General features: G+C 50.7%; 17 protein-coding genes and 1 pseudogene. 11 read left to right on the top strand and 7 right to left on the bottom strand.

Annotation, left to right across the window (positions count from 1 at the left end; translation table 11 throughout):
* Positions 1–21 precede the first annotated feature (21 nt).
* The gene (locus ACJHW7_RS22145) at positions 22–306 is read left to right on the top strand and encodes a HigA family addiction module antitoxin (protein ID WP_000781370.1); all 285 of its coding nucleotides are present in this window, start codon (positions 22–24) and stop codon (positions 304–306) included.
* 228 nt (positions 307–534) lie between these two features.
* On the opposite strand, the gene fdnI is transcribed toward ACJHW7_RS22145, so the two are convergent.
* From fdnI to fdnG, 3 genes are read right to left on the bottom strand one after another with little or no spacing between them, the layout of a single operon-like run.
* Positions 535–1,188: a formate dehydrogenase-N subunit gamma gene (gene fdnI, locus ACJHW7_RS22140; RefSeq protein ID WP_000045648.1), complete on the bottom strand. Its 654-nt coding sequence runs from the start codon at positions 1,186–1,188 to the stop codon at positions 535–537.
* Positions 1,181–2,065 carry a formate dehydrogenase N subunit beta gene (fdnH, locus tag ACJHW7_RS22135; protein WP_001240582.1) on the bottom strand — a complete coding sequence of 295 codons (885 nt, stop codon included), beginning with the start codon at positions 2,063–2,065 and terminating at the stop codon, positions 1,181–1,183. Before fdnH ends, fdnI begins: the two co-directional genes overlap by 8 nt.
* A 12-nt stretch (positions 2,066–2,077) precedes the next feature.
* Complete coding sequence (fdnG, locus tag ACJHW7_RS22130; RefSeq protein WP_094319692.1) at positions 2,078–5,125, bottom strand: formate dehydrogenase-N subunit alpha; 3,048 nt, start codon at positions 5,123–5,125, stop codon at positions 2,078–2,080.
* Between the two features lie 231 nt (positions 5,126–5,356).
* Here fdnG and yddG point away from each other — a divergent pair, with 231 nt between their 5' ends.
* The 9 genes and pseudogenes from yddG to ACJHW7_RS22085 all read left to right on the top strand — a co-directional run bounded on the left by yddG (position 5,357) and on the right by ACJHW7_RS22085 (position 17,575).
* Positions 5,357–6,238: an aromatic amino acid efflux DMT transporter YddG gene (gene yddG / locus ACJHW7_RS22125; RefSeq protein ID WP_000198214.1), complete on the top strand. Its 882-nt coding sequence runs from the start codon at positions 5,357–5,359 to the stop codon at positions 6,236–6,238.
* Positions 6,239–6,496: 258 nt separating this feature from the next.
* Positions 6,497–6,772 (top strand): annotated as a pseudogene (locus ACJHW7_RS22120) (porin); the annotation flags it as partial.
* 38 nt (positions 6,773–6,810) lie between these two features.
* Positions 6,811–8,142: a leucine-rich repeat domain-containing protein gene (locus ACJHW7_RS22115; protein ID WP_000627095.1), complete on the top strand. Its 1,332-nt coding sequence runs from the start codon at positions 6,811–6,813 to the stop codon at positions 8,140–8,142.
* A 323-nt stretch (positions 8,143–8,465) separates the two neighbouring features.
* A complete protein-coding gene (narU, locus tag ACJHW7_RS22110; protein WP_001207907.1) occupies positions 8,466–9,854 on the top strand; it encodes a nitrate/nitrite transporter NarU in 1,389 nt (462 codons plus the stop codon).
* A 94-nt stretch (positions 9,855–9,948) separates the two neighbouring features.
* Entirely contained in the window at positions 9,949–13,689 is a 3,741-nt protein-coding gene (gene narZ / locus ACJHW7_RS22105) for a nitrate reductase Z subunit alpha (RefSeq protein ID WP_021556803.1), read from the top strand.
* Entirely contained in the window at positions 13,686–15,230 is a 1,545-nt protein-coding gene (gene narH / locus ACJHW7_RS22100; RefSeq protein WP_000702550.1) for a nitrate reductase subunit beta, read from the top strand. The genes narZ and narH overlap by 4 nt, the downstream gene beginning before the upstream one ends.
* Positions 15,230–15,925 (top strand): nitrate reductase molybdenum cofactor assembly chaperone, encoded by a 696-nt coding sequence (gene narW / locus ACJHW7_RS22095; RefSeq protein ID WP_021556802.1) that lies wholly within the window; start codon positions 15,230–15,232, stop codon positions 15,923–15,925. Before narH ends, narW begins: the two co-directional genes overlap by 1 nt.
* Positions 15,922–16,602 (top strand): respiratory nitrate reductase subunit gamma, encoded by a 681-nt coding sequence (gene narI / locus ACJHW7_RS22090; RefSeq protein ID WP_000617116.1) that lies wholly within the window; start codon positions 15,922–15,924, stop codon positions 16,600–16,602. The genes narW and narI overlap by 4 nt, the downstream gene beginning before the upstream one ends.
* A 79-nt stretch (positions 16,603–16,681) precedes the next feature.
* Positions 16,682–17,575 (top strand): PhzF family isomerase, encoded by an 894-nt coding sequence (locus ACJHW7_RS22085; protein WP_021556801.1) that lies wholly within the window; start codon positions 16,682–16,684, stop codon positions 17,573–17,575.
* A 95-nt stretch (positions 17,576–17,670) separates the two neighbouring features.
* On the opposite strand, the gene nhoA is transcribed toward ACJHW7_RS22085, so the two are convergent.
* The gene (gene nhoA, locus ACJHW7_RS22080; RefSeq protein WP_021556800.1) at positions 17,671–18,516 is read right to left on the bottom strand and encodes an N-hydroxyarylamine O-acetyltransferase; all 846 of its coding nucleotides are present in this window, start codon (positions 18,514–18,516) and stop codon (positions 17,671–17,673) included.
* 172 nt (positions 18,517–18,688) lie between these two features.
* Between nhoA and ACJHW7_RS22075 the strand changes: the two genes are divergently transcribed.
* Complete coding sequence (locus ACJHW7_RS22075) at positions 18,689–19,258, top strand: flavin reductase family protein (protein WP_021556799.1); 570 nt, start codon at positions 18,689–18,691, stop codon at positions 19,256–19,258.
* A gap of 3 nt (positions 19,259–19,261) precedes the next feature.
* Here ACJHW7_RS22075 and pptA read toward each other — a convergent pair whose 3' ends face one another.
* From pptA to ACJHW7_RS22060, 3 genes are all read right to left on the bottom strand, one after another.
* Positions 19,262–19,489, bottom strand: a complete 228-nt coding sequence (gene pptA / locus ACJHW7_RS22070; protein ID WP_001120147.1) for a tautomerase PptA — start codon at positions 19,487–19,489, stop codon at positions 19,262–19,264.
* A 594-nt stretch (positions 19,490–20,083) separates the two neighbouring features.
* Positions 20,084–20,497 (bottom strand): hypothetical protein, encoded by a 414-nt coding sequence (locus ACJHW7_RS22065; RefSeq protein WP_021556798.1) that lies wholly within the window; start codon positions 20,495–20,497, stop codon positions 20,084–20,086.
* On the bottom strand, positions 20,498–22,868 hold a 2,371-nt coding region (locus tag ACJHW7_RS22060), incomplete at its 5' end, for an RHS repeat domain-containing protein (RefSeq protein WP_175172330.1).

Here is a 22,868-nt window from a genome sequence, read left to right as displayed (position 1 = left end):
CTACTGAGAGTAAAGACACTAATGAAAATGGCCAATCATCCCCGCCCGGGGGACATTATTCAGGAATCACTGGACGAACTTAATGTCAGCCTGCGCGAGTTTGCCAGAGCAATGGAAATTGCGCCCTCAACGGCAAGCCGATTGCTGACCGGAAAAGCAGCTTTGACGCCAGAAATGGCAATTAAACTTTCCGTGGTGATCGGCAGTTCGCCGCAAATGTGGCTGAATCTGCAAAACGCCTGGAGTCTGGCAGAGGCTGAAAAAACGGTGGATGTGTCACGATTACGCCGTCTGGTTACGCAATAAAAAAATGGCACCTTATAAAGCGCCATTTGAAACTGATGACAAACGCAACATTGCCTGATGCGCTACGCTTATCAGGCCTACACGTTCACTGCAATCTATTGGATTTGAACGGTTTGTAGGCCGGATAAGGCGTTCACGCCGCATCCGGCATGAACAAAGCCTACGTTGTCTACAATATGAAAATGGCGCTTCTTATAGCGCCATTTTCAGCTTAAAGTTCAAAAGAGATTATATCCCTTCTTCACTCTCTTTTTTCGCTTCTGCCTTCTCGATTTCACGATACCAGCGTGGATGGTGTTTCTTCGCCCAGCGACGGCTCACCTTCCCTTCGATCATCCCTTTAATCGATCCTTTCACCCAAAATGCCATATACATATGGATCAGGATGGCGTGGATCAGGATGATACCCGCAGCCGCGTGGATCAGCAGGCTATAACGGACAACCTGCATCGGGAAGTACTGCGCAAAGTACGGACGCCAGATAATCACCCCGGTCACCAACAGCACGAAAATCATGCTCATGATCGACCAGAACATCATCTTTTGCCCGGCGTTGTACTTACCGACATCCGCCACTTTGTGCTCATTGCCTTTTAATACTTCGACAATGTTCAACAGCCACGGAATATCTTTCTTATCCGGGATGTTGTGATGCACAAAACGCACAAACATAAACATCAGTGCGACGAAAATCGCAATGCCGAAGAATGGGTGCAAAATACGTCCCATCTGCGGCGTACCGAAGGTTTGCGTCAGCCATTGCAGCGTCGGGAAGAAGAACGAAATCCCGGACAGCGCCACCAGGAAGAAGCAAATCACCACGGTCCAGTGACAGGCGCGATCAATAAATTTGGTGCGCACAATCATTTTCGACTTACTCATGATGATCCTCCTCGTCATCGTCCACTTCCTTATTCGGGCCAATACCGATGTAGTGGAAAATCAACCCGGCAAAAGTGGCAATAAAGCCAGCCGCTGCCAGCGGTTTCAACGCGCCTTTCCACAGGCTTACCGAGGTGTCGATCTTCGGATCTTTCGGCAGACCGTGATACAGCTCCGGCTGATCGGCGTGATGCAGCACGTACATAACGTGCGTACCACCGACCCCTTCCGGGTTGTAGACGCCAGCATGTTCGTAACCACGCGCTTTCAGTTTCGCCACGCGCTGTTCCGCCAGCTCCAGCATCTCCTTCTTGGTGCCGAAGTGGATAGCCCCGGTCGGACAGGTTTTCACACAAGCCGGTTCCTGGCCGACGCTGACGCGATCGACGCAGAGCGTGCATTTATATACCCGGTTATCCTCTTTGTTGAGGCGCGGAATATTAAACGGACACCCGGCAATGCAGTAACCACAGCCGATGCAGTTTTCCGACTGGAAATCGACAATCCCGTTAGCGTACTGAATGATTGCACCAGCAGACGGGCACGCCTTCAGGCAGCCGGGATCTTCACAGTGCATACAGCCGTCTTTACGGATCAGCCACTCCAGCTTGCCGTTCTGTTCGGTTTCGCTAAAGCGCATCACCGTCCAGGACTTGGCGCTCAGATCGGCGGGGTTATCGTAAACCCCGACGCAGTGCCCCACTTCATCACGGATGTCGTTCCACTCCGAACACGCCACCTGACAGGCTTTACAGCCGATACAGGTGGAAACGTCGATAAGTTTTGCGACTTCTGCTTTGTAATCACGCACCTGAGAAGGCGGCGTGATGGAGTTAGTTGCGGACCTTTTGATAATGTCCTGCGTTTCCATAGCCATCTGTTCGCCCCCTTACGCCTTCTCGATGTTGACTAAGAACGCTTTATATTCCGGCGTTTGCGAGTTTGCATCACCGACATTCGGCGTCAGAGTGTTAGCGATATAACCTTTACGCGCGACACCCTCAAAGCCCCAGTGGATTGGAATACCCACCGTTTCAACCTGCTGACCATTTACATTCAGTGGTTTCAGACGACGCGTTACCACAGCCACCGCGCGGATAAAGCCACGCTTGCTTGAGACAGTGACACGATCGCCATTATTAATGCCTTTCGCCGCCGCCAGCGTTTCGCTGATTTCCACAAACTGTTCCGGCTGAGCAATTGCGTTGAGCAATGCGTGCTTGGTCCAGGTGTGGAAGTGCTCGGTCAGACGATAGGTCGTACCCACATACGGGAACTGCTCTTTTTTACCCATCCGCAGTGCGTCTTGTTCATACAGACGAACAACCGGGTTAGACACCACGTTCGGATGCAGCGGGTTAGTGCCCAGCGGCGTTTCAATCGGCTCGTAGTGTTCCGGGAACGGACCTTCCGCCATTTTGTTGATGGCAAACAGGCGTCCCATCCCTTCCGGCTGCATGATAAACGGCCCGGTTGGCGTACCCGGTGCGGCATTGCCGAAGTCAGGAATATCGTTACCCGTCCACTTGCTGCCGTTCCACTGGATCAGCATCCGTTTCGGATCCCACGGTTTACCGTTGATATCCGCCGAAGCACGGTTGTACAGCACGCGACGGTTGAGCGGCCACGCCCAGGCCCATCCCAGCGTATTCCCCAGACCGGACGGGTCGGAGTTATCGCGGTTAGCCATCTGGTTGCCCTGCTCTGTCCAGCTACCGGTGTAGATCCAGCAAGAAGATGCGGTTGTACCGTCATCACGCAGATGCGCAAAGCTACTCAGCAACTGACCTTTCTTCGCAATCAGCACGCCATTAGCATCATAGAGATCTTCCAGCGCATAGCCGTTGTTCTCTTTAGCTACTTCGTCAGATTGCGGTTCGTGCGGCTGCTTGTAGTTCCAGCTCATCTTCATCAGCGGTTCTACGCCTTTACCACCTTCGGCCTGGTACAGCTCGCGCAGGTGATGGTAGATACCCGCCAGAATTTCACCGTCGTTACGCGCTTCGCCCGGCGCATCCTGACCTTTCCAGTGCCACTGCAGCCAGCGACCGGAGTTAGCAATAGAACCATCTTCTTCAGCAAAGCAGGTCGAAGGCAGACGGAATACTTCAGTCTGAATAGACGCCGGATCGACATCGTTCGACTCGCCGTGGTTCTGCCAGAAGGTTGAGGTTTCAGTCACCAGCGGATCGATAACCACCATGTACTTCAGCTTGCTTAGGCAGCTCACCACTTTGTTTTTGTCCGGGAAGGACGCAACCGGGTTAAAGCCCTGGCAGAAATAACCGGTGACTTTGCCTTCATCCATCATGTTGAAATACTTGATGACGTCGTAGGTCTGGTCCCACTTCGGCAGCCAGTCATAGCCCCAGTTGTTCTCTTTCTGCGCGGCATCGCCATAGAAAGATTTCATCAGGCTAACGAAGAACTTCGGATAGTTGCTCCAGTAGTTCACCTGACCAGCCAGCGTCGCTTTCGGCGTGTTCGCTTCCAGATACGACTGCAAATCAACCTGTTTTTCTGACGGCAGCGTCAGATAACCTGGCAGGCTGGTAGAGAGCAGACCTAAGTCAGTCAGACCCTGAATGTTGGAGTGACCACGCAATGCATTCACGCCGCCACCGGCCATACCCATGTTACCGAGCAGCAACTGGATCATCGCCATAGTACGGATGTTCTGCGCACCCACGGTGTGCTGCGTCCAGCCCAGCGCGTACAGGAAGGTGGTTGTGCGATTCGGTGCGCTGGTGGAGGCCAGCACTTCACACACTTTCAGGAAGTCGGCTTTTGGCGTACCACAGATGTTTTCAACAACGTCCGGCGTGTAGCGGGAAACGTGCGCTTTCAGCAGGTTCCACACACAGCGCGGATGAGTCAGTGTTTCATCGCGTTTCGCATAGCCGTTTTCATCGAACTGATAGTTCCAGGACGATTTATCGTATTGCCGTTTTTCAGCGTCGTAGCCGCTGAACAGACCGTCTTCGAAAGCAAAATCATCACGCACCAGCAGGCTGGCGTTGGTGTAATGCTTAACGTATTCGGCGTTGATTTTGTCGTTTTCGATCAGGTAGCGCAAAACGCCAGACAGGAACGTAATGTCCGTACCGGAACGAATAGGTGCGTAAATATCCGCCACAGAAGCGGTACGCGTAAAACGAGGATCGACAACGATCAAGGTTGCATCGTTGTTGTTTTTCGCTTCCATCGCCCAGCGGAAACCGACGGGATGCGCTTCAGCAGCGTTACCGCCCATTACCATTACGACGTTAGCGTTTTTGATATCCACCCAGTGGTTGGTCATCGCACCGCGACCAAATGTTGGAGCAAGACTTGCTACCGTTGGTCCGTGTCAGACGCGCGCCTGGTTGTCTACCGCCAGCATCCCGAGGGAGCGGGCAAATTTCTGTGTCAGCATCCCGGTTTCGTTGCTGGCACCGGAGGCACACAGCATACCGGTAGAAAGCCAACGGTTTACCGTTACGCCCTGCTCGTTCTTTTCAATAAAGTTAGCGTCACGGTCAGCTTTCATCAGCTTTGCAATACGGGAGAATGCTTCTTCCCAGCTAATGCGCTGCCATTTGTCAGAACCTGGCGCACGATATTCCGGGTAGCGCAGACGGTTTTCGCTGTTGACGTAATCCAGCAAACCGGCCCCTTTTGGGCACAGCGCACCACGGCTTACCGGATGATCCGGGTCACCTTCAATGTGATAAATCGCTTCTCTGGCGTTTTTCGCGCCATCACCCAGGCTATACATCAATAGCCCGCAACCTACGGAACAGTATGTGCAGGTGTTACGGATCTCTTTAGCGCGTAATAATTTGTAGTTTCGCGCCTGAGCCAGTGCTTGCTTCGGGGCAAAGCCCAATGCCGCTACCGTTGTTCCAGCCATACCGCCCGCGCAGATTTTAAAAAATTGTCTGCGACTGACGTCCATTGCTTTCCTCTTTTTTCAGGGGTATTACTGCGCGAGGAAACTAACAGTAAAATTCTGAATCTTTTTGCGCGAAATCAAAAAGAACACGTGTTTGCCACAAAATAATCCGCCTGCGCAAATTGACCTACCTCAATAGCGGTAGAAAAACGCACCACTGCCTGACAGGCCAGTTAAAAAAATGCTATAAAATTCAGCTTAATTTTTAACGGCAAGAGAGACAAAACAGCGAGCATGACACGACAAAAAGCAACGCTCATAGGGCTAATAGCGATCGTCCTGTGGAGCACGATGGTAGGATTGATTCGCGGTGTCAGCGAGGGGCTCGGCCCGGTCGGCGGCGCAGCTGCTATCTATTCATTAAGCGGGCTGCTGTTAATCTTCACGGTTGGATTTCCGCGTATTCGGCAGATTCCGAAAGGCTATTTACTCGCCGGGAGTCTGTTATTCGTCAGCTATGAAATCTGTCTGGCGCTTTCCTTAGGGTATGCGGCGACCCGTCATCAGGCGATTGAAGTGGGTATGGTGAACTATCTATGGCCCAGCCTGACAATTCTCTTTGCCATTCTGTTTAATGGTCAGAAAACCAACTGGCTGATTGTACCAGGATTATTATTAGCCCTGGTCGGCGTCTGCTGGGTGTTAGGCGGTGATAATGGGTTACATTATGATGAAATCATCAATAATATTACCACCAGCCCATTGAGTTATTTCCTGGCGTTTATTGGTGCGTTTATCTGGGCAGCCTATTGCACAGTAACGAATAAATACGCACGCGGATTTAACGGAATTACCGTTTTTGTCCTGCTAACGGGAGCAAGTCTGTGGGTTTACTATTTTCTCACGCCACAACCAGAAATGGTATTTAGCACGCCCGTCATGATTAAACTCATCTCTGCGGCATTTACCTTAGGATTTGCTTATGCTGCATGGAATGTCGGTATATTGCATGGCAATGTCACCATAATGGCGGTAGGCTCGTATTTTACACCTGTACTTTCCTCAGCGCTTGCAGCCGTGCTGCTCAGCGCCCCACTGTCGTTCTCGTTCTGGCAAGGCGCGCTAATGGTCTGCGGCGGTTCCCTGCTCTGCTGGCTGGCGACACGTCGTGGTTAAAATAATTGCCGGGTCTACGGCCCGGCAGTTAATCAGATAAATTCCGACAATATTAAAAAATAAATTTCAAATACCAGTAATTCACCTTATATCTCATTTCGACTTCGATCACATATCGATAAATAATATTATTTCATCTATTTTTCTCATTGTTTTTAATCACCATTCTATTTTAAAAACAGTATGTCATTTATAAATGACGCCGTTTAAAATTCGTTTAGAAAATACGTTTAACGATAATTAAAAGGATTCTGTTAAATGAAATTAAAAATAGTTGCGGTGGTTGTAACTGGTTTGTTAGCTGCGAACGTAGCACACGCTGCCGAAGTCTATAACAAGGATGGTAATAAACTCGACCTTTATGGCAAGGTTACCGCTCTACGTTATTTTACTGATGATAAGCGTGAAGATGGTGATAAAACTTATGCCCGTCTCGGCTTTAAAGGAGAAACGCAAATCAATGATCAAATGATTGGTTTTGGTCACTGGGAATATGATTTTAAAGGCTATAACGATGAAGCCAACGGCTCGCGCGGCAAGAATCTCTGATTGAGTTAAGTGCCCATCACAATATGATCACTGACCTTATATTACACAATCATCCCAGGATGAAAACAATCACTTTAAACGACAACCATATTGCACATTTAAACGCCAAAAACACTACAAAACTGGAATATTTAAACTTAAGCAATAACAATTTACTGCCAACCAATGACATTGATCAACTAATATCATCAAAACATCTTTGGCATGTATTAGTTAACGGCATCAACAATGATCCACTTGCACAAATGCAGTACTGGACTGCAGTAAGAAATATAATTGATGACACTAATGAAGTGACCATTGATTTATCAGGACTTAATTTAACCACTCAACCACTAGGGCTGCAAAACTTCACCTCTATCAATCTTGATAATAACCAACTCACACATTTTGATGCAACCAACTACGATAGACTCGTAAAGCTAAGTCTGAATAGTAATACTCTTGACTCAATAAATTTTCCTCAAGGCAGAAATGTAAGTATTACACATATATCTATGAATAATAATGCTCTCAGAAATATTGATATAGATAGGCTTTCATCAGTTACTTATTTTAGTGCGGCACATAATCAACTAGAGTTTGTGCAATTAGAATCTTGCGAATGGCTGCAATACCTGAATCTCAGCCATAATCAATTAACTGATATTGTTGCAGGTAATAAAAATGAACTCTTACTGCTGGATCTATCCCATAATAAACTAACAAGTTTACACAATGACTTATTTCCCAACTTGAATACGTTACTTATTAACAACAATTTGCTTTCTGAAATTAAAATATTCTATAGCAACTTCTGCAATGTTCAGACATTAAACGCTGCTAACAACCAGTTGAAATATATAAATCTTGATTTCCTGACTTATCTTCCATCTATCAAAAGTTTAAGACTGGACAATAATAAAATAACCCACATTGATACTAATAATACATCCGATATTGGAACTTTATTCCCCATAATAAAACAGAGCAAAAACTTAAATTTTTTAAATGTTTCTGGGAAGAACAATTGCCCTACTATGCAGCTCATGTTATTTAATTTGTTTTCCCCAGCACTTAAGCTTAATACTGGCCTGGCAATTCTTTCGCCTGGTGCATTTGAAGTTCACTCTGACGGAATAGATGTGGATAACGAATTGTTTCACTATCCTATTAAAAAAGCATATACCCCATATAATATACACACTTACAAGACAGAGGAAGTTGTAAACCAGAGGAATATAAAAGTTAAAAACATGACCTTAGATGAAATAAACAATACTTACTGTAATAACGATTATTACAATCAGGCAATAAGAGAGGAACCGATAGACCTTCTGGACAGATCGTTTTCCTCCAGTTCATGGCCTTTTTAGTGAATAAATCATCACTAATTCTATAAGTGTCTGGTCTTGTTGATAATATAGTTAATATGTAACCCTTTAGATTCACGATCTGAAGGGTTGAAACATGACATACGTTCAAAGATTAACCCCCGTTTGAAGGTTAGCTTGTTAGTTACATTTAGTAACACATATCTGGCTACTTAATCCCCATTCTGCCCCCGCGGTTACGCTTTCTTATCTATTCTTTCAATCAGCACTTCACCCAATTCATCCTTAATTCTAATAACTGGCTATTGCGCCTTACCTCCTGTTTTGTCTTTTTTCATTACCAATGTGTGCATGTGAGGAACAATATGGCACTGCAAAATGAGAAAAATAGTCGTTATCTTTTACGCGACTGGAAACCAGAAAATCCGGCCTTCTGGGAAAATAAAGGAAAACATATTGCTCGAAGAAACCTCTGGATATCAGTCAGTTGTCTACTTCTTGCCTTCTGTGTCTGGATGCTATTTAGCGCAGTTACCGTTAATCTCAATAAAATCGGTTTTAATTTTACTACCGATCAACTCTTTTTATTAACCGCATTACCCTCCGTTTCTGGCGCATTATTGCGTGTTCCCTACTCCTTTATGGTGCCTATATTCGGTGGACGCCGATGGACGGTTTTTAGTACTGCAATCCTGATTATTCCTTGCGTCTGGCTCGGAATTGCCGTGCAAAATCCGAATACTCCTTTTGGGATATTTATCGTTATCGCTTTGCTATGCGGTTTTGCAGGTGCAAACTTTGCTTCGAGCATGGGCAATATCAGTTTCTTCTTTCCAAAAGCCAAACAAGGGAGCGCTCTTGGGATTAATGGCGGATTAGGAAACTTAGGTGTAAGTGTAATGCAGCTGGTTGCACCGCTGGTCATTTTTGTACCTGTATTTGCCTTTCTCGGCGTCAATGGCGTACCGCAGGCCGACGGTTCGGTGATGTCGCTGGCGAATGCCGCATGGATTTGGGTACCGCTACTGGCGATTGCCACGATCGCCGCATGGTCAGGGATGAATGATATCGCCAGTTCACGCGCCTCAATTGCCGACCAGCTCCCTGTCTTACAACGCCTGCATCTCTGGCTGCTGAGCCTGCTTTACCTTGCCACCTTCGGTTCGTTTATCGGTTTTTCTGCGGGTTTTGCCATGCTGGCAAAAACCCAGTTCCCGGATGTGAATATTCTGCGCCTGGCGTTCTTTGGCCCATTTATCGGTGCCATCGCGCGGTCGGTGGGTGGTGCTATTTCCGATAAATTCGGCGGCGTGCGGGTGACGTTGATCAACTTTATTTTTATGGCGATTTTCAGCGCCCTGCTGTTCCTTACCTTACCGGGCACAGGCTCCGGTAATTTCATCGCCTTTTACGCCGTATTTATGGGGCTGTTTCTGACCGCGGGTCTGGGAAGTGGTTCTACTTTCCAGATGATCGCCGTCATCTTTCGCCAGATAACCATTTATCGGGTGAAGATGAAAGGCGGTAGTGATGAGCAAGCTCAGAGAGAAGCCGTCACCGAAACGGCGGCGGCTCTGGGCTTTATCTCAGCCATTGGCGCAGTGGGCGGCTTTTTTATTCCGCAGGCGTTTGGCATGTCGCTCAATATGACCGGCTCTCCAGTGGGCGCGATGAAAGTGTTTTTAATCTTCTACATCGTTTGTGTGCTACTGACCTGGCTGGTTTATGGTCGGCGGAAGTTCAGCCAAAAATAAGAGATCGATGCCTGACACGTCTTATCAGGCTACAACCGTGTCGCATCCGACAAGGCATCAGATCCCAATTCATTCCTGGAGCAGGAGTTATGTCATGAGTAAACTTTTGGATCGCTTTCGCTACTTCAAACAAAAGGGCGAAACCTTTGCCGATGGTCACGGACAGGTAATGCATAGCAACCGCGACTGGGAGGACAGCTATCGCCAGCGTTGGCAGTTCGACAAAATCGTGCGTTCCACCCACGGTGTTAACTGTACAGGCTCCTGTAGCTGGAAAATCTACGTTAAAAATGGTCTGGTGACCTGGGAAATCCAACAGACCGACTACCCGCGCACTCGCCCTGACCTGCCCAATCATGAACCTCGCGGCTGCCCGCGTGGCGCAAGTTACTCCTGGTATCTTTACAGCGCTAACCGCCTGAAATACCCGCTCATTCGTAAACGACTGATTGAACTGTGGCGCGAAGCCCTCAAACAACACAGCGATCCGGTACTGGCGTGGGCATCGATTATGAACGATCCGCAAAAGTGCCTGAGCTACAAACAAGTGCGTGGGCGCGGCGGCTTTATCCGCTCCAACTGGCAGGAACTAAACCAGCTGATTGCCGCCGCTAACGTCTGGACCATCAAAACCTACGGCCCGGATCGCGTTGCCGGTTTCTCGCCGATCCCGGCGATGTCGATGGTTTCTTACGCCGCCGGAACGCGTTATCTGTCGCTGCTTGGCGGCACCTGTTTAAGTTTCTACGACTGGTATTGCGACCTGCCGCCCGCCTCGCCGATGACCTGGGGCGAGCAAACCGACGTACCGGAATCTGCCGACTGGTATAACTCCAGTTACATCATCGCCTGGGGGTCTAACGTACCGCAGACACGTACGCCGGACGCCCACTTCTTTACCGAAGTGCGATACAAAGGCACTAAAACCATCGCCATTACCCCTGACTACTCTGAAGTGGCCAAATTGTGCGACCAGTGGCTGGCACCGAAACAAGGCACTGATAGCGCCCTGGCGATGGCAATGGGCCATGTGATTTTAAAAGAGTTTCATCTCGATAATCCCAGCGACTACTTTATCAACTACTGCCGCCGCTACAGCGACATGCCGATGCTGGTAATGCTGGAACCTCGCGACGATGGTAGCTACGTACCCGGGCGCATGATCCGCGCGTCTGACCTGGTAGATGGACTGGGCGAAAGCAATAATCCGCAGTGGAAAACCGTGGCGGTTAATACCGCAGGTGAATTGGTAGTGCCGAACGGTTCGATTGGTTTCCGCTGGGGAGAAAAAGGCAAATGGAATCTGGAATCCATTGCCGCCGGTAAGGAAACCGAATTGTCGTTAACCCTGCTCGGTCAACATGACGCCGTTGCAGGCGTGGCCTTCCCCTACTTTGCCGGCATCGAAAATCCGCATTTTCGCAGCGTAAAACACAATCCGGTGCTGGTGCGCCAATTACCCGTTAAAAACCTGACATTAGCCGATGGCAGCACCTGTCCAGTGGTCAGCGTTTATGATTTGGTACTGGCGAATTACGGCCTCGATCGCGGGCTGGAAGATGAAAACAGCGCGAAAGATTACGCTGAAATCAAACCTTACACCCCAGCCTGGGGTGAGCAAATTACCGGTGTGCCGCGCCAGTATATTGAAACCATCGCTCGTGAATTTGCCGATACCGCCCATAAAACGCATGGGCGCTCAATGATTATCCTCGGTGCTGGCGTCAACCACTGGTATCACATGGATATGAACTACCGTGGGATGATCAATATGCTGATCTTCTGCGGTTGTGTCGGGCAAAGCGGCGGCGGCTGGGCGCATTATGTCGGTCAGGAAAAACTGCGCCCACAAACCGGCTGGTTGCCGCTGGCCTTTGCGCTCGACTGGAACCGCCCACCGCGCCAGATGAACAGCACCTCGTTTTTCTACAATCATTCCAGCCAATGGCGCTATGAAAAAGTCTCTGCGCAGGAGTTACTTTCACCGCTCGCCGATGCCAGTAAGTACAGCGGTCATCTGATTGATTTCAACGTTCGCGCCGAACGTATGGGCTGGCTACCTTCTGCGCCGCAGCTGGGGCGTAACCCGCTCGGGATTAAAGCTGAAGCCGACAAGGCCGGATTATCCCCCACAGAATTTACCGCCCAGGCACTGAAATCGGGCGATTTACGTATGGCCTGCGAACAACCAGATAGCGGCAGCAATCATCCGCGTAATTTGTTTGTCTGGCGTTCTAACCTGCTTGGTTCCTCCGGCAAAGGCCACGAGTATATGCAGAAGTATCTGCTGGGGACCGAAAGCGGGATTCAGGGCGAGGAACTCGGTGCCAGCGACGGGATCAAACCGGAAGAAGTCGAGTGGCAAACTGCGGCGATTGAAGGCAAGCTCGACCTGCAGGTGACGCTCGACTTCCGCATGTCCAGTACCTGCCTGTTCTCCGATATCGTTCTGCCCACCGCCACCTGGTATGAAAAAGACGATATGAACACCTCGGATATGCATCCGTTTATTCATCCGCTATCTGCGGCGGTCGATCCGGCCTGGGAATCACGCAGCGACTGGGAAATCTACAAAGGTATTGCCAAAGCATTTTCGCAAGTGTGTGTGGGTCATCTTGGCAAAGAAACCGACGTGGTATTGCAACCACTGCTGCACGACTCTCCGGCAGAGCTCTCACAGCCGTGTGAAGTCCTCGACTGGCGCAAAGGCGAATGCGATCTGATTCCAGGTAAAACCGCACCCAATATTGTGGCGGTGGAGCGCGACTACCCTGCTACCTATGAACGCTTTACCTCGCTCGGGCCATTGATGGACAAACTTGGCAACGGCGGTAAAGGGATTTCGTGGAATACGCAGGATGAAATCGATTTCCTCGGTAAACTCAATTACACCAAGCGTGATGGCCCAGCGCAGGGGCGTCCGCTGATTGACACCGCCATTGACGCTTCAGAAGTGATTCTGGCACTGGCACCAGAAACCAACGGTCATGTTGCAGTTAAAGCGTGGCAGGCGCTGGGCGAGATCACCGGACGCGAACATACCCATCTGGCGCTGCACAAAGAGGACGAGAAGATTCGCTTTCGCGATATTCAGGCGCAGCCGCGTAAAATTATCTCCAGCCCCACATGGTCTGGTCTGGAAAGCGATCACGTCTCCTATAATGCGGGATACACCAACGTTCATGAGTTAATTCCGTGGCGCACGCTGTCGGGACGCCAGCAACTCTATCAGGATCATCCGTGGATGCGAGCTTTTGGTGAAAGCCTGGTGGCTTATCGCCCGCCTATTGACACCCGTAGCGTCAGTGAAATGCGCCAAATCCCGCCAAACGGCTTCCCGGAAAAAGCACTTAACTTCCTGACGCCGCACCAGAAATGGGGCATTCACTCAACCTACAGTGAAAACCTGCTAATGCTGACGCTTTCTCGCGGTGGACCGATTGTCTGGATCAGCGAAACCGATGCCCGAGAATTGACCATTGTCGATAACGACTGGGTGGAAGTGTTTAACGCCAATGGCGCGCTGACGGCCCGCGCGGTGGTCAGCCAACGTGTACCGCCGGGTATGACCATGATGTATCACGCCCAGGAACGCATTATGAATATCCCTGGTTCGGAAGTAACTGGCATGCGCGGCGGCATTCATAACTCGGTTACCCGCGTTTGCCCGAAACCAACGCATATGATTGGCGGTTACGCGCAGCTGGCCTGGGGCTTTAACTACTACGGCACCGTCGGCTCAAACCGTGATGAATTCATCATGATCCGCAAGATGAAGAACGTTAACTGGCTGGATGATGAAGGTCGCGATCAGGTACAGGAGGCGAAAAAATGAAAATACGTTCGCAAGTCGGCATGGTGCTTAACCTCGATAAATGTATCGGCTGCCATACCTGTTCGGTGACCTGTAAAAACGTCTGGACCGGACGCGAAGGTATGGAGTACGCATGGTTTAACAACGTCGAAACCAAACCGGGCATTGGTTATCCGAAAAACTGGGAAGATCAGGAAGAGTGGCAAGGCGGCTGGGTCCGCGATGTGAATGGCAAGATACGCCCGCGTCTGGGCAGCAAGATGGGTGTAATAACCAAAATCTTCGCCAACCCGGTGGTGCCGCAGATTGATGATTACTACGAACCTTTCACCTTCGACTACGAACATTTGCATAGCGCACCGGAAGGCAAACATATCCCTACTGCTCGCCCGCGTTCGCTGATTGACGGTAAGCGGATGGACAAAGTGATCTGGGGGCCAAACTGGGAAGAACTGCTGGGCGGCGAGTTTGAAAAACGTGCCCGCGACCGCAACTTCGAGGCCATGCAAAAGGAGATGTACGGGCAGTTTGAAAACACCTTCATGATGTACCTGCCGCGCCTGTGCGAACACTGCCTCAATCCCAGCTGCGTGGCGACCTGCCCAAGCGGCGCTATCTACAAACGCGAAGAAGACGGTATTGTGCTGATTGATCAGGATAAATGCCGTGGCTGGCGTTTGTGCATTAGCGGTTGTCCGTACAAAAAAATCTACTTCAACTGGAAAAGCGGCAAGTCAGAAAAATGCATCTTCTGTTATCCGCGAATTGAGTCAGGCCAACCAACCGTATGCTCAGAAACCTGCGTGGGTCGAATCCGATATCTGGGCGTGCTGCTTTACGACGCTGACCGCATCGAGGAAGCGGCGAGCACCGAGCGCGAAGTTGACCTCTATGAACGCCAGTGCGAAGTGTTCCTCGATCCACACGATCCCTCAGTGATCGAGGAAGCCCTGAAACAAGGTATTCCACAAAATGTGATTGACGCTGCCCAGCGTTCGCCTGTCTACAAAATGGCGATGGACTGGAAACTGGCGCTACCGTTGCACCCTGAATACCGCACCCTGCCGATGGTCTGGTACGTTCCTCCGCTGTCACCGATTCAGTCTTACGCTGATGCGGGCGGTTTGCCGAAAAGCGAAGGCGTGCTCCCCGCCATCGAAAGCCTGCGTATTCCGGTGCAATATCTCGCCAATATGTTGAGTGCCGGCGATACCGGTCCGGTACTGCGGGCGCTAAAACGGATGATGGCGATGCGCCACTATATGCGTTCACAAACCGTGGAAGGCGTTACTGATACTCGTGCCATCGACGAAGTAGGCCTGAGCATCGCCCAGGTCGAAGAAATGTATCGCTATCTCGCCATTGCCAACTATGAAGATCGTTTTGTTATCCCGACCAGCCATCGGGAAATGGCGGGCGATGCCTTCGCTGAACGCAACGGCTGCGGTTTTACCTTTGGCGACGGTTGCCACGGTTCGGACAGTAAATTCAACCTGTTCAACAGTAGCCGTATCGATGCCATCAACATCACCGAAGTGCGCGACAAAGCGGAGGGCGAATAATGCAGATCCTCAAAGTGATCGGCCTGTTGATGGAGTATCCGGACGAGCTGTTGTGGGAATGCAAGGAGGACGCGCTGGCGTTGATCCGCCGCGACGCGCCGATGCTTACGGATTTCACCCGCAACCTGCTTAACGCGCCGCTGCTGGATAAACAGGCCGAATGGTGCGAAGTGTTTGACCGCGGGCGCACCACGTCGCTGCTGCTGTTCGAACATGTTCATGCCGAGTCCCGCGATCGCGGCCAGGCAATGGTGGACCTGCTGGCGGAGTATGAAAAGGTCGGCCTGCAGCTGGATTGTCGGGAACTGCCCGATTATCTACCGCTGTATCTGGAGTATTTAAGCGTACTGCCTGACGATCAGGCGAAAAAAGGATTGCTCAATGTTGCGCCGATCCTCGCCCTGCTTGGCGGTCGCTTAAAACAACGCGAGGCACCGTGGTACGCGTTGTTTGATGCTCTGCTGCAACTGGCGGGAAGTACACTTTCAAGTGACAGTGTCACAAAACAAGTAAACAGCGAAGAGCGCGATGACACCCGCCAGGCGCTTGATGCAGTGTGGGAAGAGGAACAGGTGAAGTTTATTGAAGATAACGCCACGGCGTGTGACAGCTCGCCGCTTAATCAATATCAGCGACGCTTTAGCCAGGATGTCGCGCCGCAGTATGTCGACATCAGTGCGGGAGGTGAGAAATGATTCAGTATCTGAACGTCTTTTTTTACGATATCTACCCGTACATTTGTGCGACGGTGTTTTTCCTCGGCAGCTGGCTGCGCTACGACTACGGGCAGTACACCTGGCGCGCCTCCTCAAGTCAAATGCTCGATAAACGCGGGATGGTGATATGGTCGAATCTGTTCCATATTGGCATTTTGGGGATTTTCTTCGGGCACCTGTTCGGCATGTTAACGCCGCACTGGATGTACGCGTGGTTTTTGCCGGTGGCAGCGAAACAACTAATGGCGATGGTGCTCGGAGGCATTTGCGGTGTGTTGACGTTGATTGGTGGCGCAGGACTGCTGTGGCGCAGGCTGACAAATCAGCGCGTGCGTGCCACTTCCACTACGCCGGATATCATCATCATGAGCATTTTGCTGGTCCAGTGTCTGTTGGGGCTAAGCACCATACCGTTTTCAGCACAGTATCCTGATGGTAGCGAAATGATGAAGCTGGTGGGTTGGGCGCAAAGCATTGTCACTTTCCGTGGTGGATCGTCAGAGATGCTTAACGGTGTAGCGTTCGTCTTCCGCCTGCATCTGGTGTTGGGAATGACCATCTTCCTGCTCTTCCCGTTCACTAGACTGGTGCATGTGTGGAGCGCGCCGTTTGAGTACTTTACTCGTCGGTATCAGATTGTGCGTTCGCGGCGATAATTTTCACCCTGGCCGGATAGCCCTTCGCTCTCCGGCCACTTGCAGGCTATGATAGTTCTCCAGTCACAGGAGAACGTTAATGAAACCGCAGATTTACCACGTCGATGCTTTTACCTCTCAACCATTTCGCGGCAATTCTGCCGGTGTTGTTTTCCCCGCCGATAATCTTAGCGAAGCGCAAATGCAGCTTATCGCCCGCGAATTAGGTCATTCGGAAACTGCTTTTCTGCTGCACAGCGACGACAGCGATGTGCGCATCCGCTACTTTACGCCAACGGTTGAAGTTCCGATTTGTGGTCACGCGACAGTAGCTGCGCACTATGTACGTGCGAAGGTGTTAGGTTTAGGAAATTGCACGGTCTGGCAAACATCGCTGGCAGGAAAACATCGCGTGACTATCGAAAAGCACCACGATGATTATCGTATTTCGCTGGAACAAGGTACGCCGGGCTTTGAGCCACCGCTGGAAGATGAAACACGTGCGGCGATTATCAACGCGCTTCATCTCACTGAGGACGATATTCTGCCAGGCTTGCCAATTCAGGTGGCAACAACAGGACACTCAAAAGTGATGATCCCGTTGAAACCAGAAGTGGATATCGACGCCCTTTCGCCTGATCTTGCTGCGCTGAGCGCTATCAGCAAACAGATTGGCTGCAATGGTTTCTTCCCGTTCCAGATCCGCCCAGGCAAAAACGAAACCGATGGTCGCATGTTCTCGCCTGCGATTGGTATTGTGGAAGATCCGGTGACTGGCAATGCCAATGGCCCGATGGGTGCATGGTTGGTACATCACAACGTATTGCCCCACGATGGCAAGGTGCTGCGTGTTAAAGGCCATCAGGGGCGCGCATTGGGGCGTGACGGCGTGATTGAAGTGACGGTGACAATTCGTGATAACCAACCGGAAAAAGTCACCATTTCTGGCGCGGCGGTGATTTTGTTTCATGCCGAATGGGCAATTAAACTCTGAAACCGTTGCCTGATGCGCTTCGCTTATCAGGTCTACAACCGAGCTAATGTATGCCGGATAAGGCGTTTACGCCGCATCCGGCAACCTGACATAAATTATTTTCCCGCCTCCGGGTGCGTATCAAACGCCGCCATCACCAGCGCTAACTCATCCACGGTTAAGCCATGTTTCGCATCATCCACGCCCAGACCAAACTGTTCTTGCATCACAGCATATAATGACGCCACATCCGGTAGATTTCGCTGCTCCACCGCGTGCCCATTTTCATAATGGGTAAAATGAAAATTGGTCAGTGTCAGCTTGCCGCCGTCCGGCAAATGGCGGCACATCAGCAAATGATGGCGAAAATGCGACTGCGGCCAGTGCGCCGACCAGAAATTGCCCATCACATAATCGCTTTGTTGCTGCTCGCAGAGATCAAAACGGTACATCGACTGCCAATGCTGATGATGATTAAACTGCAACACCCAATCATCACCCTCCTGCAACAACCGATACTCTCCGTGTGGCGTGGTCTGCACGAGATCGGGAACTAAACGAATCGGCGCGGTTAGCGTCTGCCCACCGAAACCGACATCAGCAATCCATTTTTCCCCTTCCAGTTCCACCAACAGCAAACGATGGGTGCGCGGCGGTAATGCTGGCGGATTTGATAACACTACCCGCCCTAACAAGCTGCGAACGTTAAACCCCAGCTCGCGTAACACCCGCTCAAACACGCCATTCTGCTCAAAACAGTAACCGCCACGACGGGCTATCACCAGTTTCTCTTCCAGCGATTGATCATCAAGCTGTATTTCCCTCGGCAGCAAAACGTCGAGGTTTTCAAACGGAATGGTGCAATTGTGTTTCAGGTGCAATGCACGAAGCGTATCAATATTGACCGCAGCAGCTCCCGACCAGTTAATACGGGCAAAATAGTGATTCAGAATGGGCGTCATCAGGCGTTTCCCTTAGTGGTTTTCTCAACTTATAACCTGGAATAGACGCCGCACCGGCTATTTTGTGCGATCGCGGACATGCATCACGTTCGCAAATCGCCAATCCCGTTAATTTCGTTACTTATTGCGTTACGGACTACGCTTAAAAAAACCTTCTTCGCGAGGCGATACCATGAGCCGATTCATCCCCATAGAATTACACCATGCCAGCCGTCTGTTAAATCATGGCCCAACTGTCTTGATCACCAGTTTCGATGAGCAATCCCAGCGGCGTAACATTATGGCTGCAGCCTGGTCAATGCCGGTGGAGTTTGAACCTCCACGCGTGGCGATTGTGGTAGATAAATCGACATGGACCAGGGAGTTGATTGAACATAACGGTAAATTTGGCATCGTTATCCCGGGCGTTGCAGCAACTAACTGGACGTGGGCAGTGGGAAGTGTATCTGGGCGTGAAGAAGATAAATTTAATTGCTACGGCATTCCGGTGGTGAAAGGTCCGGTGCTTGGTTTGCCACTTGTTGAAGAGAAATGCCTGGCGTGGATGGAGTGCCGCCTGCTACCTGCGACTTCTGCGCAACAAAAATACGACACGCTGTTTGGCGAGGTGGTATCAGCAGCGGCAGACGCACGGGTATTTGTCGAAGGCCGCTGGCAGTTTGATGATGATAAGCTCAATACGTTGCATCATTTAGGTGCTGGCACGTTTGTTACCAGCGGCAAGCGAGTTACGGCGGGTTAAGCATTACATGCTGTAACCGGGTTTCTTTATCAAAGCCTCCATTTGGGGCGCGATTTCGGCATCCCAGATAGCTTGCCATGATTCTGGTTGAATCTGCTGTAGAGAAATGCTTATCGAGCTATCTTTACTGTTCAGATGGCGAATAATAACGTCGGTAATATCTGCAGCAAGTGCTGCTTTTTGTTGTTCGTCCAGTTCACGCGGAAAACATTTAATGTCGATGTGCGGCATGATTACGCTCCTTTTGAAAGATGTCAGTAAAATTAACACACATTGTGAATGTCGTATGTCCGGTGATGCGTTTTTACGACAATAATGCCTGCTTGAAATTGTAGATATTTGCACTACACCCTTTTAAATAAAGCACCAACAAATCGTCAACTTGCAGAACATATTCTTCTGCCTACATACCATTAAGAAAACATCAAGTTCCCGACTTGCCAATTTATTAACGCCCATTATAGACGCTGAAACAAGCTACGGACAAAGGAGATGCCAAAATTACCGGCAATGCAGAAAAACTCAACGAACCATGGCTCTTTACCACAGCAGCCGGGGTTGTTTGGGACCGACTTCCGACAGCAGATCCCGGTGGGCCTGCCACCATCTCTTCACAAGTTTATGCTTATTACATGCAAAACGTCCCGTTTTGCATCTTTGTGCCTACGGCACACCGTGATCTTTCCCTGGTCCCTGTCCCGGATTGTAGTACCGGTGCCAGTTGTAGTGCAGTTCGGATTCGTCGTCATACTGCTAGCCCGGATGGCGGAGCAGTTGCTCTAGTCACTCAGAATATTGTAATAGTGATAGAGTGCAGTGCCGGTTTCAATATCCTAACGCTGGTCTTTTGCCTGTATTAACTGATTTAGCTGGTTTGCTACATATTAATGCCTTCAGATTTTCCCTTTCCTTGTCTGTGATACTGTCACAAACCCTACTAGCCCATTCTACTTCACTCTTCTCCAGGCATTCTATTTTCTTATTGCTCATTGTTCTAATGTTTGGTGTTGCATCTCCATTTAATAACATCCATGTTTCATTTTTCTTCATAAAACATCTTCCATTATGTTCAAAGATATTAGGTGTGAATATATTATCAGAATCCCATGTTACGACTTGCTCGAGGGCTATATTATCTTGATAGTCCATGCCAGCATTATAATAATCACAAGATATAATTATCATGGAAATAATTATCATGGAAATAATTATCACTAATATCTTCCCAAGCATTTCCATTTACTTTACCTCTTGAAATTCAAATGGGAATCCAGTGAAAGGACCTTTAGGCATAATATATCTTTGATATCCATAAAGCTCACCGAGCACTTGTAGGCTTATAGGCGCATTTGTATTCATAGAGGGGTTGTTAAACCCGCACGCCTCAAAAATCATGTTCGTTCGGCTAAAACAATTATTTAAAACAGGAAGAGGCCCGAGGTTAATAGTTTTTAGTTTTTTATTAAGGTCTATTGCCTTATTCATCATACATTGTTCTTCTTCATCTGTTGTATCTATTATCCAAATCCAGGTATCTCTGCGGGATTGTATCTTTTTAAAATAATCAGAGACAGAGGCTCCCATCTCATCCCCAGTTCCCGAACTCATTAATCCATATCGATTTGCCGCCGCAGCATGCCCAAAAGGATTATCAGGAACGGGGCCGTTACCTATTATCATAGTACTAAGCCCTAATGGATCAACGTGTTGCACTGGATTCAGCGGATATTGGTACAGATTCCATCCCCCCTTCAGCCCTATCGGGTCCTGAGTGATATACCGCCCCTGCAACGGATCGTAGTACCGGTTCCGGTTGTAGTACAGCCCCGACTCCTTATCATACTGCTGCCCCGGCAGCCGGTACGGCTGGTGCAGGTGATGCGGGTTCTCCTCATTAAGCTGGTTGCCCCATTCATCATACTCCGCGCTCCACGCCGTATTGCCGTCTTCACTGATAAGCGCCAGCGGCAGGCCCCGGTGGTCGCAGTGGTAAAGATGAACTTTTCTCGCCGGTGTGTATTCCGGCTCCATCTGTCTGGCCAGTTGCTCCACCGTCAGCCCGCACTGCGCAAGCCACGCCCGGCTTTCACTGCTCACGCGGTCTGCCCGGATTTCTTCCTCCAGTCTGTCCAGCAGCCGCACCAGTTCAGCCGGAAATACCACGCCGTGCCCGTCCTCGCTCCCTTCCTGCTGCATCTTCTCCGCCAGGCTGCGGCGCTGCGCTTTCTCCCGCTCGCCGTTCTCTGTCTCGCCCCGGATGAGCGGCGTGAAGCTTCCCGGCTCGTATACCGTCTGGATACGTGTGGTGTCAGTCTGCACCGTCGTCAGCCTGTCGCCGTCCCACCCGTACCATGTCTCCTCCGGTTTACGCGACAGCGACATCCATCCCGTCAGGTCACGCCCGCGACGCCACACCCGTTTCGCCATTCGCCGTCCCAGCGGGTCGTAGAGGTAGCAGCTCTCGACCAGTGGCTCGCCATGCTGTATCCGCGTGTAGAACACCAGGCGGTGCTGGCTGTCGTAGTGATAGTGGTGGGTGCGCTCGTCGTGCATCCGGATAACCCCTTCCGGGATACGGTCCGTCTTCTCCGCCAGCCTGCCGTATTCATCGTAGCGGTAGACATAGTGCGCATCTTCCGCGATGCGGTTATCCGGCCACGCCGTGAAGGTGCTGTCCGGGTGCAGTTCCGGGTCCGGCAGCCGGTTTCCTGCCGGGTCCGTCGCATACGGGATATCGATATCCAGGTTCGCTGCCGTGGTGTGGACGCCCGTCAGCCTTCCCGTGCCGCTGTAACGGTACTCCCGGCTCTCCTGCGGGCCGCTGATGCGGATTAGCTGTCCGTTGTCGTTCCAGTCGTAGTCATGGTCAAGCTGCGGAAGGTTCAGGTGCCTGCTCCGGAGCTGGCCGCTGGTATTCCAGGCGGTGGCAAGTTCATATGCCTCCCCGCCGAAGCTGCGGGCCGTCTCACGGTGCAGCCGGTCCCGCGTGTACTCGACCAGCGGCGTTCCGCCCAGCTTCATCCCCGCAAGATAACCGCTGCCATACGTCAGCCACTCCACCCGCGGCAGGCTGTCCGGCGTGACGCGGTTTGCCAGACCCTGTTCGTTGTATGCGTGCTCTGTCTCATGCTGCCACAGCAGTTCCCCCGTCTCCGGGTTATGCACCGTCTGGCGTTCGCCGGCCAGGCGACCCTTATCATCATAACCGTAATGCACCGCCACCTGATGGCCTTCGCTCAGGTGGCTGATGTCTGTCAGCCAGCCGTGGCCGTCATACTGCCACTGCTCTGCCGGTTCACCGTTCACCGTGCGGTGAGTGATACGGTCCGATTCGTCGTAGTGCCAGAGGGTGACAAGTCCCTCATCCTCACTCTGTGTGAGTTTTCCGGTCAGGTCATAATGATAACGCTGCGTCCGCCCGTCAAAGCCGCCCTGCTGTACCAGGCGGTCCAGCGCATCGTAGCTGAAGTCGCTGTGACTGCCGTTCTCGTTGGTCAGGCTGATGACACGTCCGGCAGCATCGTACTCCATACTGCGCGTCAGCCCGCCCTGCGTGGTGCTGACCGCCTTTCCCCACGCATCGTACTGTGTCTCGCTCCGGTTGCCGTCC

The sequence above is a fragment of the Escherichia sp. WS1152 genome, assembly GCF_046487665.1.
GTDB lineage: Bacteria > Pseudomonadota > Gammaproteobacteria > Enterobacterales > Enterobacteriaceae > Escherichia > Escherichia coli.
The sequence above is the reverse complement of the archived record's forward strand: the minus strand, read 5'-3'. Positions and strand labels throughout refer to the sequence as shown.